This is a genomic window from Parahaliea mediterranea, assembly GCF_003402235.1.
Lineage (GTDB): Bacteria > Pseudomonadota > Gammaproteobacteria > Pseudomonadales > Halieaceae > Parahaliea > Parahaliea mediterranea.
In genome coordinates this window covers 447792-461153 of record NZ_QEWO01000004.1, presented here as the reverse complement: position 1 = coordinate 461153, position 13362 = coordinate 447792, and the positions used below count along the sequence as shown (strand labels likewise).

Annotated in this window: 13 protein-coding genes; 6 read left to right on the top strand and 7 right to left on the bottom strand. The window is 65.2% G+C overall.

Annotation, left to right across the window (positions count from 1 at the left end):
• Positions 1–4: 4 nt before the first annotated feature.
• Positions 5–484: a peroxiredoxin gene (locus tag DDZ17_RS14345; RefSeq protein ID WP_116367636.1), complete on the bottom strand. Its 480-nt coding sequence runs from the start codon at positions 482–484 to the stop codon at positions 5–7.
• Between the two features lie 53 nt (positions 485–537).
• Between DDZ17_RS14345 and DDZ17_RS14340 the strand changes: the two genes are divergently transcribed.
• Positions 538–1182 carry a class I SAM-dependent methyltransferase gene (locus DDZ17_RS14340; protein WP_206613551.1) on the top strand — a complete coding sequence of 215 codons (645 nt, stop codon included), beginning with the start codon at positions 538–540 and terminating at the stop codon, positions 1180–1182.
• 304 nt (positions 1183–1486) lie between these two features.
• Positions 1487–2554: a DUF2242 domain-containing protein gene (locus tag DDZ17_RS14335; RefSeq protein ID WP_116367635.1), complete on the top strand. Its 1068-nt coding sequence runs from the start codon at positions 1487–1489 to the stop codon at positions 2552–2554.
• A 9-nt stretch (positions 2555–2563) separates the two neighbouring features.
• On the opposite strand, the gene DDZ17_RS14330 is transcribed toward DDZ17_RS14335, so the two are convergent.
• The 3 genes from DDZ17_RS14330 to DDZ17_RS14320 form a co-directional block, all read right to left on the bottom strand.
• Entirely contained in the window at positions 2564–3337 is a 774-nt protein-coding gene (locus DDZ17_RS14330; protein ID WP_116367634.1) for an acetoin reductase, read from the bottom strand.
• A gap of 94 nt (positions 3338–3431) precedes the next feature.
• Positions 3432–3935: a 2,4'-dihydroxyacetophenone dioxygenase family protein gene (locus DDZ17_RS14325; protein ID WP_116367633.1), complete on the bottom strand. Its 504-nt coding sequence runs from the start codon at positions 3933–3935 to the stop codon at positions 3432–3434.
• A 98-nt stretch (positions 3936–4033) separates the two neighbouring features.
• Positions 4034–4816 carry an SDR family NAD(P)-dependent oxidoreductase gene (locus DDZ17_RS14320; RefSeq protein WP_116367632.1) on the bottom strand — a complete coding sequence of 261 codons (783 nt, stop codon included), beginning with the start codon at positions 4814–4816 and terminating at the stop codon, positions 4034–4036.
• 160 nt (positions 4817–4976) lie between these two features.
• Here DDZ17_RS14320 and DDZ17_RS14315 point away from each other — a divergent pair, with 160 nt between their 5' ends.
• Together DDZ17_RS14315 and bla are read left to right on the top strand one after the other, a co-directional pair.
• Positions 4977–5981 carry a helix-turn-helix transcriptional regulator gene (locus DDZ17_RS14315; protein WP_116367631.1) on the top strand — a complete coding sequence of 335 codons (1005 nt, stop codon included), beginning with the start codon at positions 4977–4979 and terminating at the stop codon, positions 5979–5981.
• Complete coding sequence (gene bla, locus DDZ17_RS14310; RefSeq protein ID WP_116367630.1) at positions 5978–6796, top strand: subclass B1 metallo-beta-lactamase; 819 nt, start codon at positions 5978–5980, stop codon at positions 6794–6796. Before DDZ17_RS14315 ends, bla begins: the two co-directional genes overlap by 4 nt.
• Before the next feature lie 76 nt (positions 6797–6872).
• Here bla and DDZ17_RS14305 read toward each other — a convergent pair whose 3' ends face one another.
• The 3 genes from DDZ17_RS14305 to DDZ17_RS14295 form a co-directional block, all read right to left on the bottom strand.
• Positions 6873–7538: a TetR/AcrR family transcriptional regulator gene (locus tag DDZ17_RS14305; protein WP_116367629.1), complete on the bottom strand. Its 666-nt coding sequence runs from the start codon at positions 7536–7538 to the stop codon at positions 6873–6875.
• Between the two features lie 6 nt (positions 7539–7544).
• On the bottom strand, positions 7545–8051 hold the full coding sequence (locus DDZ17_RS14300) for a phasin family protein (RefSeq protein WP_116367628.1): 507 nt from the start codon (positions 8049–8051) through the stop codon (positions 7545–7547).
• 125 nt (positions 8052–8176) lie between these two features.
• A complete protein-coding gene (locus DDZ17_RS14295) occupies positions 8177–8740 on the bottom strand; it encodes a hypothetical protein (protein WP_241505899.1) in 564 nt (187 codons plus the stop codon).
• A gap of 223 nt (positions 8741–8963) precedes the next feature.
• Between DDZ17_RS14295 and DDZ17_RS14290 the strand changes: the two genes are divergently transcribed.
• Both DDZ17_RS14290 and DDZ17_RS14285 read left to right on the top strand, forming a co-directional pair.
• Positions 8964–10163 carry an efflux RND transporter periplasmic adaptor subunit gene (locus DDZ17_RS14290; RefSeq protein WP_157976652.1) on the top strand — a complete coding sequence of 400 codons (1200 nt, stop codon included), beginning with the start codon at positions 8964–8966 and terminating at the stop codon, positions 10161–10163.
• A complete protein-coding gene (locus tag DDZ17_RS14285; protein ID WP_241505898.1) occupies positions 10160–13267 on the top strand; it encodes an efflux RND transporter permease subunit in 3108 nt (1035 codons plus the stop codon). The genes DDZ17_RS14290 and DDZ17_RS14285 overlap by 4 nt, the downstream gene beginning before the upstream one ends.
• The last annotated feature ends 95 nt before the right edge of the window (positions 13268–13362 follow it).

Here is a 13362-nt window from a genome sequence, read left to right as displayed (position 1 = left end):
GGCCTTACAGCAGGGCCATCATGGTTTCGGCGGAGCTGACGTCGATGCCGGGGCCCGGCTCCACGTTGAGGTGGGTGATGGTGCCGTCTTCCACCAGCATGGCAAAGCGCTGGCTGCGCTTGCCCAGGCCAAAGCCGGTGCCGTCCAGTTCCAGCCCCAGGGCGGCGGTGAAGTCACCGTTGCCATCGCCCAGCATCAGCAGCTCCTCGGCGTTCTGGGCCTTGCCCCAGGCGTCCATTACAAAGGCGTCGTTCACCGCCATGCAGGCGATGGTGTCCACGCCTTTGGCCTTGATCTTGTCGGCGTTCACCACGTAGCCGGGCAGGTGGGCCTTGGAACAGCCCGGGGTGAAGGCGCCGGGCACGGCGAACAGCAGGACTTTCTTGCCCTTGAAGATCTCGTCCGTGGTGATGTCCACGGGGCCTTCGGCGCCCATGGTTTTCAGCGTTGCAGCGGGGATGGTGTCACCGGCCTTGATAGTCATGGTGTGGCTCCTTGCGTGAGGTTGTTGTCATGGAACGCCGGCAAGCATAGCAGATGAGCGAAACCCTGCACTGCCCACTTTGCGATAGCGCGGCGACAGAAACCTTCTACCAGGACCGGCGCCGGCCCTACCTGCGCTGCGCCCGCTGCGCGCTGGTGTTTGTGCCGCCGGCATTCCACCTGGATCGCGAAGCGGAGAAAGCCGAGTACGACCTGCACGACAACCAGGTGGACGACCCGCTCTACCGGCGATTCCTGTCGCGCCTGGCGCAACCACTGCGGGAGCGCCTGCCGCCGGCTGCCCGGGGCCTGGATTTCGGCTGCGGCCCAGGCCCTGCCCTGGCCGCCATGCTGGAGGAGGCGGGCCACCGCGTGGCCCTGTACGACCCGTTCTACTACCCTAACGGCGCCGCCCTGCAAGGCGAATACGACTTCATCTGCGCCACCGAAGTGGTGGAGCACCTGCACCGGCCCGGGGCCGAGCTGGAGCGGCTTTGGCAATGCCTGCGCCCCGGCGGCTGGCTGGGGGTGATGACCAAGCTGGTGCGTAATCGTGAAGCCTTCGCCGGCTGGCACTACAAGAACGACCCCACTCATGTGTGCTTCTTCAGCGCCACCACCTGGCGCTGGTGGGCGGCACAGCAGGGCGCGCAACTGGTGCTGGTCGGCGCCGACGTGATACTGCTGGGCCGGCCCTGAGCCTTCGGGCGTTGAGCCCCTGAAGCGTAAAGCCCCTGAAGTTTAAAGACCCTGAAGTGTAAAGACCCTGGGACAGGGCGTTTTCTGTGCCCCGGCAGGGCTTGGATGGCTGCCGGGCGGCGGCGTGAATTTGGTACTATTCGTCGCAGGTTTTACCAGCCGCGGCCTGTACACGCTTTATACTAGGCCCAATGTCCAGTCGGCTATTGTTGGAGTCATCGTCGGAGCCAGGGATTCGAACACCAGCCTGCGTCCACACACTGCCAGCCTTTATCGCTGGCAAAGGCCGCTACCACGTACCGTTATGAACTATAGAACCTACATTCCTTTGCTCATCGCATGGGTGGCCTTGCTGGCTGCCTGCAGCAGCCAGCCGGCGGTGTACAGCGACGAGCACTTCGCCAGCGACAGCCCCTACAAGATGCGCGTTGACAGCGGCGTTGCGCCCGCCTGCGAAAGCGCCCGCCGGGTGTTGTTGGGGCAGGGCTACCTGCCGGATTCGGTGAGCAGCGAAAGCTTCAAGGCGCGCAAGGCGGTGCAGCGGGACGATAGCCCCAACACCTTTATCGAGATGAACATTGTCTGCCTGCCCGAGGCCACCGGCAGCACGGTGTTCGCCACCGGCCTGTTGACCACCTATGCCCTGAAGAAAAGCAGCAGTTCCGCCAGTGTCGGCGTCAGTGCAGTGGGGTCGATTTCCCTGCCCATCGGCCAGAGCGCCGATTCGCTGGTCAAAGTGTCCGAAGACACCATTGCAGACGCGGCCTTCTACCGGCGCTTCTTCGCCGCCGTCAGCAACCGCCTGCAAGAGCTGCAACCGGCCCCACCGCAAAGCGCCGTTGCGCTGAGCCCGGCGCCCGAAGCGGCGGAGCCTCAATCGGAAACCCTATCGGAACCCCCATCAGCAAACCCATCGGAAACCCCATCGGACATGCCCGTACTGGCTGAATCCGAACCGGGTGTGCCGGAAGCGCCTGCAAGCCCGGCCGAAACAGTGATTGATACCGAGTTCACCTCGGTGCCCGCCGACGCGATTGCTGAGACCCCCGCTGAAACCCCCGCCGAAGCCCCCGGCGAAGCCCCGACGGCGACTCCACCAGTGGAGCACCCGGCGATCGTGTTTGTGAGGGAGGGTCCGATTTTGCCGGCCGATACGCCGGCTACGCCCGTCGACCCCGTTGCATCATCAAGCCCGCCGCCGGTGCACTCCGGGCAGACTGAAGTGCTCCCCGCCGCCGCTGAGGCTGCGCCGGTCGCTGAGCCGGCACCCGTCCCGGTGCCGGCGCCGCAAACCGGCGAGGAGCCACCGCCGGCGGGCGGCGCGGTCTTCATCAGCGATCCGGCACAATGGCACTACGACGAGGAAGAGTAGCGTCCCGGCCTAGTTCATGATGATGCCGCCATCCACCATCATGCACTGGCCGGTAATGTAATTGGCGTCTGGCGAGGCCAGGAAGGACACGAACCTGGCCACGTCTTCAGGCTGCTCCACGCGCTTTAGGGTAATCATCGCCTGGGCGGCGGCGGTCATTTCGCCGCGCTCGGTGCCCATCACTTCGCTAGCGCGGGCGTCGATGGTGTCCCACATGCCGGTGTCGACAATGCCGGGGCAGTAGGCGTTCACGGTAATGCCGTGGTCGGCCAGCTCCCGGGCCATCACCTGGGTCAGGCCGCGCACGCTGAACTTGGACGCGCAGTAGGTGCCAAGCAAGGCCTGCCCGGTGTAGCTGGCCACACTGCCGGCGTTGATGATCTTGCCGCCGCCCTGGGCGATCATCTGCTGGGCGGCGGCCTGCGCGCACCACAGCACACCCTTCACGTTCACCGCAAACAGGCGGTCAAAGTCTTCCTCGGTAATGGCCAGTATCGGGTCCACCTGGGCAATGCCGGCGTTGGACACCAGCACATCCAGGCGCCCGAAGGTTTGCACCACGGCCTCTACCATGGCGAACACCTCGTCGCGGTTGCAGACGTTGGCGGGCACGCCAGCGGCAGCTGCGCCCTGGGCGGTGAGTTCGTCGGCCACCGCCTCGGCCGCTGCCGGGTCGATGTCGTTCACGGCAATGCGAAAGCCGTCGCTGGCCAGGCGGCGGGCAATGGCCCGGCCGATGCCCATGCCGGCGCCGGTGATGAGGGCTACGGGTTGATCAGACATACATCCTCCATTCCTGTTCGGTGGTTTTTTATCCGATTGAGGGGCAATACTACGTGCGTCGGGGCCTCAAGTGTTCATCAATGCCTGGCGGGCCTCAGTCCCGGCTGTAGCGGGCGCCCTGGCCGGGTTTGATATAGCGCGGCACGCCCAGCCCCTGGGCCTTGGCGGCGGCCAGCACGGCCTGCTCGATCCAGCCGGCATCCATCACGTTCACAAACTCGCCGTCGTGGAAGTTGATGTTGGCGCCCTCCACCACCATAAAGCCGTCGGTGCCCTCTGAGTCTGCCGGGCAGTGGAAGGTGTGGATTGAACCGCCGGGTTCATAGAGGTAGCAGCCGGCGGTCTGGGGCTGGTCCGGGTACTCCAGGTAGTGCCAGGTGCCGCTCAGGGTGTAGAAGTGCACTACGCCGGTGTGAAAGTGCTTGGGCAGGGTGGTGCCGGGCTTGAAGCGCGCCCGCAGTACCCACACGCCGTTTTCCGGGTCCAGGAACAGGGGCCACACATCCACCCCGGGCAGGGCCTCGACAACGACGGGTTCTTTGCTGGTATCCAGCGACAGCAGAAAGTCCTGATGATTGATAGTGTCCGGCAGGGCCATGGGCTTGTCCTCCAGTTGCGGCAGGTGGTGCGCGTTGTTGAAGTTAGTTGTAGTTAGTTGGGGTTTGTTGCGGTTATCGGGTGCAGGCGACCCGCCGTTCAGGCGGGGCCGCTTTGTTGGAAGCGGTTGAGCAGGGGAAACTTGAAGCCGCTGAAGCCGTCGGCGGCCTCCACGGTGGTGCCGTTGATGCAGCCGGCCTCGTCACTGGCCAGGAAGGCCACCACGCTGGCGATTTGCTCCGGCTCAATGAGTTGCTCGCGCATTTGTTCGCGCTTCAGGTGCTCGTAGAGCCCAAGGGGCTTGTAGGCATCCAGGATGGGGGTGTTCACGCGCCCGGGCGCCACGGCCACCACACGGATGTTGTTGGGGGCAAACTCCAGGGCGGCGCACTTGGTCATCATGTCCACCGCCGCCTTGCTTACGTTGTAGGTAAAACTCAGCTCCGCCGCCATGGCGCCGTACACCGACGAGGTGTTGACGATCACCCCGCCGCCCAGCTGGGCCAGCTTGCGGCCGCCGGCCACCAAGCCGTAGTACACGCCTTTCTGGTTGACGGCGGTTACGCCTTCAAAATCCTGCGCCGGGTCGTGCTCCAGCAGGGGTTTGGGGGCGCCGATGCCGGCGTTGTTCAGCACAATGTCCAGGCCGCCAAAGTGCGCTACGGCGGCCTCGACCATGGCCTGCACCTGCTCGAAATCACTCACGTCCACGCGCCGGGTGGCCACCGCGTCGCCCAGTTCGCCGGCCAACGCTTCCAGCCCCTTTGTGTTCAGGTCGCACGCCAGCACGCAGGCGCCTTCGGCCACCAGTTTGCGGGCAATGGCCTGGCCGATACCGCCACAGGCACCAGTGAGTACGGCAATTTTGTTTTGCAGTCGCATGGGGGTTCCTCGCTGTGCGGCGTTGGCCGCGCTTTATCATTATCAATGCAGGCAATATAGGCAGGTGGGTTCGGCAAAACTTGATTTTTTGCGCAAGGTAGTTGATGTTTTGCGCAAATCCCCCGGCCCGGCCCGGCCCGGCCCGGGCCCAGGAGAGCGTATGCAGCTGGTTCGAAGTGGCTCGGTGGAGGGCCTGCAGCAACTGGTCAGCGAACTGGGCGGCAACCCGGTGCAGGCGATGGCCGAGGTTGGCCTGAGCCCCGCCCAGTTTCGCCACCCTGATACCTACATTGCCTACAGCCGGCTGGCTGAATTGCTGGAAAAGTGCAGTGTCACCTGCCGATCGCCCCTGTTCGGTCTGCTGCTGAGTCAGCGCCAACCGGTGCAAGTGCTGGGTACGCTGCCGCTGCTGGCAACGCGGGGTGACACCGTGCGCGAGGCCATCGAGAAGTCGGCGCGCTCCCTGTACCTGCACGCCTCGGGCATTCATGTGGGGCTCATCGAACGCGCCGAGCGGGTCCGCTTTGTGGCAGAGGTGCACATTGATACCACCGGCAGCACCGACCAGCTGTTGCAGCTTACGGTGGGGCATGTGGCGACCTTTGTCGCCAGCCTGATGCACTGCGACAAACTGGGGCTGTCGCTGCATCTGCGGCAGGCCCGGCCCCACCTGCAGGGGGAGCTGCGTTACCAGCACGTGCGCTTTGGCCAGGACTTTGACGGCGTGAGCTTTCCCACAGCCTGGCTGGAGCAGCGCAACCACCATGACGAGGCCGCCATTGCCCACCACTTGCAGCGTTATCTGGAGGGCCTGCAGCGACGCTACCCGGACAGCCTACAAAACCAGGTGGCCGATGTAATCGGGCGCCTGCTGCCCACCGGCGAGTGCTCGGTGGAACTGGTGGCCGCCACCCTGGGCCTGAGCGTGCGCACCCTGCAGGCGCGGCTTCGTCGCCAGGGCAGTGGGTATCGCGAGATACTGCAACACACCCGCTGTACCCTGGCCAAGGACAACCTGCGCCGGGGCCGCACCAGTATTACCGAGCTGGCATTGCAGCTCGGCTATGCCGATGTGGCGGTGTTCAGCCGCCACTTTCGCCAGTGGACAGGGCTGTCGCCCCGGGCCTGGCAACAACACACAGTCCAGAGGGGTGATCATCAATGAACAGGCATTGTCCCCACGGCGCTATCGCCACCCTTTTGTTCTGGCGCGGTTTTGCCGTTTTGGCCTGCTGGGCCTGTCTCGCCGGTAGGGCCGCTGCCGCCGCGCCCCCGCCATCCGGCGATTACCCCACAGCTGCAGAGGTGGGGCCCGCAGAGGTGCGGTTGTATCCGCTGGCTGACGGGGTTTGGGCACACATTGCTACCCGGCAAGTCGGCGAAACCACCTATCCCTCCAACGGCCTCATTGTTCGCGACGGCGACAGCCTGCTGCTGATCGACACTCCCTGGGGCGCCGCCAATACCCGGGCCCTGCTGGCGGCGGTGGCGCAGCAGATCGGGCTGCCCATTACGCGCAGTATCTCCACCCATTTTCACGATGACCGGGTGGGCGGCGCCGAGGTGCTGGCAGAGGCGGGTGTGGCCACTTACGCCACACCTTTAACGCGCCGCCTTGCCGCGAGGCAGGGCAGCGATGTGCCGGCCCATGCGCTTGATGGCCTGCAGCGCCCGGGCAGCGCCGTGAGCTTCGGGCCGGTTGAGGTGCTCTATCCCGGCGCCGGCCACGCGCCGGATAACCTTGTTGTGTATGTGCCCGCCGCCGGTGTGCTGTTTGGCGGCTGCGCCATTCACGAAGCCGCTCGGCAGAGCGCGGGCAACGTGGCCGATGCCAACCTGGCTGCATGGCCGGCATCGGTGGCGCGCATCGCGCGGCGCTATCCCGAAGCTGCGGTGGTGGTGCCGGGCCATGGCGTGCCAGGTGGGTTGGAATTACTGCAGCATACGGTGGCAATTGTGGAAGCCCGCCACACGCAGTAGCCGACAGGCAGGCATCGCCGGGCGTGCCCGGTTAATTGGGCTTGTTAGGTTAATTCGGCCTGCCTGGTTATGTGACCTAGCCAGCCAACTCGGCCTGCTCCAGCATCGTTGCGTAAATCTGCTCGCAGTCGCGGTAGAAGCGCAACTCCTCGTCGCCGAGGTAGGGCGCCACCATGGTCATCAGCTGCAGCACGCCCTGGTGGATGGTGACCTGCGGGGGGCGCGGGTTGTGCATTAGCTGGTCGTAGTTGAGCCAGAAGCAGAGGGTCAGGGTCATGTTGTCTACCAGGCCGTCCAGTTGCTGGCCGCGGGCGTCGATCACCGATTGTTCCAGCAGCGCCTGGCAGATGGCGTTCAGGGCGGCCCGCTTCAACTGCATCAGGCGGCGAAAGCCCCGGCGGATGTCCGGGTAGCGCTGCAGGATGTCGTCCAGGTTGTGATACAGAAAGCGGTACTGGTACATCTCCTCCATCACCACATAGAGGAAGTACCAGTTGCTTTCGACGTCGCCCGGCCCGGCAGACAGGGGCTGCTCGATGGGGGCCGATAAGGTGGAACCCAGGGCCAGTTCGTACTGCTGGAAGAGTTCGGCGATGATCTGTTCCTTGCCCTTGAAGTGGTAGTAGAGATTGCCCGGGCTGATGTCCATTTCGTTGGCAATGTCCACCGTGGTGGTGTGTGCCTCGCCCTCGTCATTGAACAGGGCGAGGCTGGTCACCAGAATGCGGTCGCGGGTTTTCACGCCGCGTCAGGGTTTGCGGCCGGGGCGCTTTTTGGCCGGCGCCTTTTTAGCGGGGGCTTTTTTTGCCGTGGCCTTCTTGGCGGGTGCTTTCTTTGCCGGTGTTTTCGTTGTTGATGCTTTCTTTGCCGCAGTTTTGCGGGCCGCCTTTTTGGCCGGCGCCTTGCGCTGGGGCGTGTTGGCCAGGGCGGTGCTCAGCGCGGCTACTTGTTCGCTCAGGCGGTCGATTTTCTCGTGCAGTGCCGCCAGGTCGTCACCGTGGCGCTGCAGGCGAAAGTTCTCCCGCACCCGGGCGATGCGTTCCTCCACCGAGTTGCGGGCCTGATCACCGGCACTGCGGGCTTCCTCTTCCAGGGCGGTGCCGGCTTTTACCAGGTCGCGGAACAGCTTGGGGGTTTCCACGCCGGCCTTCTCCAGCCGGCCCTGGGCTTCGTCCACCGCGCGGCCGTAGGCGCCAACGCCGGCCAGCCAGATGTTGCGGGCCATGTCACTGACCTTGTTTTTTTCGTCGCTCATAGGGGTGCCTGCTCATCCGTGGTACACGGGGAGATTAAAGCAGTTTTCCAAAGATATAAAAAAGGGGCCTTGCGGCCCCGGAAAATGTGCCCTGCACGCAGGGACAAGTGTGACTGTGTTCAGGCTCAGGCGGCGAACTTCTCGCTGAGGTTGCCCTTGAACTCTTCGAAACGCGCGCGGGCTTTGTCCAGCTTGGCTTCCAGCGCCTTGCGGTCGCCAATGGCGGGAATTTCGATGTCGTCGATGGCATCGCGGGCATCGGCTTCCACCTTCTCGCCGCGCTTCACCAGGTCGGCGTATACTTTGGACGCCTTGCTGCGACGCGCTTCCATACGCTCCTGCAGGCTTTCGAACTGCTCCTGGGCCTGATCGTAGGCTTTGCCGTAAAAGCCGAGGCTGGCCAGGAAGGCCTTGCGGCTGTTTTCCTGGGCGCGGCGGGCGAATTTCTTCACGGACTTCTCGGCCGCGTCGAGTTCTTTCTCGGCCTTGCGGGCGGCCTTGCGCACATCGCGCTCGTAGGCGGCGGCCTTGTTCTCGACTTTGCGCACGTTGGAGCGCACAGTGGATTTGGTGGCAGGCGCCTTGCGCTTGGCGGCGGCTTTGCGCTTGGCAGGGGCCTTGCGAGTGGTGGTTTTACGCTTGGGGGCCGCTTTGGTTTGGGTGGCGGCGGCTTTGGTTTCTTCGGCCATGTCTCAACTCCTTGTGTGGGTGTTGCGGACGAGCGCGCTCATCCATTGGCCGCCAGATTACGTAAGAAAATTAGAATAAACATACTAGAATGTTGTCCACTTCTGACAAAGCGGCGACATCGGCGCCCCGCGTCACTCAGTATCGGTATTCCGCAGCGATATTCAGCAACAGTTCAGCCCCGGGGTGCACAGTGCGCCCACGATGGAAAAGGATGGAAGCGGCATGAGTCTTTCCGCTCGCAAGCAGGCCCTGTGGACCGCCATGGCACTGGTGGTTGGGCTGGGGGTGTCCTGGCTGCTGCTGGTGGGCAAGCCCACACCCCAGCCAGAGGCCCGCGCCGAGTTGCCGCCCCCCACGGTGGATGTGATCGCGGTGGAGCCCGCCGCGCGCGCTATTGCCGTGGACACCCAGGGCACCGTGGAGCCCCTGCACAAGGTGAGCCTGGTGAGCCAGGTGAGCGGGCGGGTGGAGGCCATTGCCGACAGTTTTGCCGATGGCGGTTTTTTCCGCGCCGGCGAAGAGCTGCTGGGTATCGAGTCGGTGGATTACGAACTCGCCATTGCCCGGGCGCGCTCCCAGGTGGCCGCCGCCGAGCAGCGCCTGGCGGAGGAGCGCGGCCGCGCCCGGCAGGCTAAGCGCGAGTGGCGCGACCTCGGCACGGTAGACGCCAATGCCCTGTTCCTGCGCGAGCCCCAGATTGCCGCCGCGGAAGCCGCGCTGGCGGGCGCCCGGGCAGATTTGCGCGCCGCCGAGCTGGACCTGGAGCGCACCCGCATCAGCCTGCCCTTCAACGGCCGCATCAGTGCCCGGCATGTGGGGGTGGGCCAGTACCTGGGGCCAGCCACCGTGGTGGCCGAGGCCTACGCCACCGATGTAGTGCAGGTGCGCCTGCCCCTGACCGACCGCCAGGTTGCCCTGCTGGATTTGCCGCTGACCTACGCCGGCGACGCCCAGCCGGCTGCCGACCCGGTGCCAGTGACCCTGGAGGCGCGCTTTGGCAACCGCCAGTGGCAGTGGCAGGGCCGCATTGTGCGCACCGATGCCAGTATCGATGTCGATAGCCGGGTGGTGTACGCGGTGGCCGAGGTGCGCGAACCCTTTGCCCGGGAACCCGGCAGCGACCGCCCGCCGCTGGCCCCCGGCCTGTTTGTGCACGCGAGTATTGAAGGCCGCAGCATGGCGGCGGTGAGCGTGTTGCCGCGCAGCGCCCTGCGCAACGACGACAGCGTGCTGGTGGTGGATGGGCGCGAGCGTACCCTGCCGGTAGCGGTGCAGGTGCTGCAGGGCGATGCCCGCCAGGTGTGGGTGCAGGGGCTGCAACGGGGCGATCGGGTGGTGGTGCACCAGCCCCCGCAGGTGACCGCCGGAACGCTGGTTACCACCCGTGAAGTGAGCAGTGTGGCAGGAGTGGACAAGCCATGATGAACGGGCCGGTGCGCTGGTTCATCCACAACCCCATCGCCGCCAACCTGCTGATGGTGTTTTTGCTGGTGGGCGGCCTGTGGGGCCTGCCCGCCCTGGACAAGCAGTTCTTCCCGGAGTTTGAAATCAACCAGGTGCGGGTCAGCCTGTCCTACCCCGGCGCCGGGCCGCGGGAGGTGGAAGAGCAGATCTGCCTGCGCATAGAAGAGGCCGTACACGACCTCACCGGGGTCAAGGAAATCCGCTCGGAAGCGCGCGAGGGCCTGGGCCAGGTGCTGGTGGAGGCGGAGCCGGGCTACGACATGCAGCGCCTCACCGCCGAGGTGAAAACCCGGGTCGATGCCATCAATACCTTCCCGGTGGATGCCGAGCGCCCGGTGGTTACCGAGCTGGCTTTTCGCCACCACATGGCCATCGTCACCCTGGCCGGAGATATTGGCGAGCGTGCCCTGAAGGAGCTGGGCGAGCGACTGCGGGACGATCTGTCGGCCCAGCCCGATGTGTCGGTGGTGGAGCTGGACACCCCGCGCCCCTTCGAGCTGGCGGTGGAGATTTCCGAGGTCACCCTGCGCCGCTACGGGCTGACCTTTGACGACGTTGCCGCCGCCATCCGCGCCGCCTCTCTCAACCTGCCGGCGGGGGCCATCAAGGACGCCGGCGGCGACATTCGCCTGCAGACCCGCGGCCAGGCCTACACCGGCGCCGACTTTGCGGATATTCCCCTGCTCAGTCGTCGCGATGGCACCCAGGTGCTGCTGGGGGAAGTGGCCACCATTGTCGATGGCTTCCAGGACGTGGATGTGCGCAATCGCTTCAACGACAAGCCCTCCCTCAACCTGCACGTGTTTGTCACCTCAAACCCCAACACCCTGGCCACCTCGGACACCGTCAAACACTGGGTTGAAACCACCCGCCCGACCCTGCCCGATGGCGTGGAGCTGGTGATGTGGCGGGATTCCTCGGAGCCTTTCAAGGGCCGTGTGGATACCCTGCTCAAGAATGGCCTGGGCGGGCTGGCGCTGGTGTTTGCGGTGCTGGTGCTGTTCCTGCGGCCGCTGCTGGCCCTGTGGGTGTGTGTGGGCATTGGCGTGGCCTTCATGGGCACCCTGTTCATGCTGCAGTACACCGGGGTCAGCCTGAACATGATCTCGCTGTTTGCCTTCCTGCTGATTCTGGGCATTGTGGTGGACGATGCCATCATCGTCGGCGAGGCCATTCACTCGCGCCAGAGCGCGGGGGAGGGCGGCACCAGCGGCGCGCTGAGCGGGGCACAGAGTGTGATCAAGCCGGTGATGTTCGCGGTGATCAGCACCATGATCTTCTTCGTGCCCATGTTCTTCATGCCAGGCGACATGGCGCAGGCGGCCTACGCCATTCCGGTGGTGGTGATTATCGCCCTCAGTTTTTCGCTGGTGGAGAGCCTGCTCATTCTGCCGCCCCATCTGGCCCACATGCGCCCGCCGCGCCCCAGCCGCTTTGCCCTGCTGCGCCGGCTTGAGGCCTTGCGCCTGCGCTGTGCCGGCGCCATGACCCGCTTTGCCGCCGAGCGCTATCGCCCCTTTCTGGAGCGCTGCCTGCGCCACAACGTGCTGGTGAGCGCGCTGTTTCTGTGCCTGCTGCTGGTCAGCCTCGCCATTTACGGCGGCGGCTGGATTCGCTCCGGTTTCTTCCCGGCGGTGAACTCCGACCATGTGGACGCCGAGGTCGAACTGCCCGAGGGCGGCGCCTTTGCCGATACCCTTGCCACCCTGCGCCAGATCGAGGGTGCCGCCCTGCGCCTGAAGGCCGAATACAACGCCAACCCGGCCTTTGGCGGCGAGCCGGTGATCGGCCATATTGACTCCCGCGCCAACGAGAACACCATCAAAGTGGTGATGGAAACCCTGTCCGACGCGGTGGACACCGCCGCCCTGTCGCGGGACTGGCGCGAGGCCATTGGCGAGCTGGGGCCGGTGGAGGACTTTACCCTGGACTACACCATCAACGAGCGCGGCAAGCCGATTCGGCTGGTGCTGGCAGCACCACAGGTGGACAGCCTGAATGCGGTGTCTGGCGAGCTGCGCCAGTTGCTGGAGAACTACCCCGGCGTTTACAACGTCAACGACAGCCTGCAGGCGCCGCGCCAGGAGATTGTGCTGGACTTGAAGCCCGCCGCCGAAAACCTCGGCATTACCCTGGCCGACCTGGCGCGCCAGGTGCGCGAGGCCTTCTACGGGGCCGAGGCCCAGCGCATTCCGCGCACCAAGGAGGATGTGCGGGTGATGGTGCGCTATCCGGAGGAAGAGCGTATCTCGGTGGCCAACCTGCAGGAGATGCGGGTGCGCACCCCGGCGGGCGCCCAGGTGCCCTTTGCCACCGTGGCGCAAATGCACTTTGAGCCGGGCTACATGACCATCGAGCGGCTGAACCGCAAGCGCACCCTGGAGGTGAGCGCCGATGTTGTTGAGGGCACCTCCGACCCGCGGGCAGTGGTGGATGACATCGTGCAGCGCTACCTGCCCCAGTGGCAGCAGCGCTACCCCGGCCTGAGCCTGGCCCTGGACGGCGAGTTGGAGGAAGAGGGCGCCTTCATGGAAGCCATGCTCAAATACACTGCCCTGGCGATGCTCGCCATCTATGCCCTGATGGCCATTCCCTTCCGCTCCTACTTCCAGCCCCTGCTGGTGCTGACCGCCGTGCCCTTCGGGGTGATGGGCGCCATTTTTGGCCACCTCATTCTGGACTGGCAGATCAGCATGTTTTCGCTGCTGGGGGTAATCGCTTGCGCCGGCGTGGTGGTGAATGACAACCTGGTGCTGATCGACCGTATCAACCAGTTGCGCGCGGCCGGCCACGGCGTGCTCGATGCCCTGCTGCAGGGCGGGCAGGACCGCTTCCGCCCCATCATCCTCACCTCGCTCACCACCTTCATCGGCCTGGTGCCGATCATGTCCGAAACCAGCGTGCAGGCCCAGTTCCTGATACCCATGGTCACCTCACTGGCCTTTGGCGTGCTGTTTGCCACCGGCATTACCCTGCTGCTGGTGCCCTGCCTCTACCTGCTGGGCGAGCAGGTGCGCGGGCGCCTGCCGCACCGCGGCCGGGCCGCCGCCGAACTGGCTTAGTCGGCTTCGGCTTAGGCGGCTTAGGCGGCGGTACAGACGGCCCAGGCGCACAACGAAAAAGGGCCCGCCGAAGCGAGCCCTTGCGCGGTGCCTGT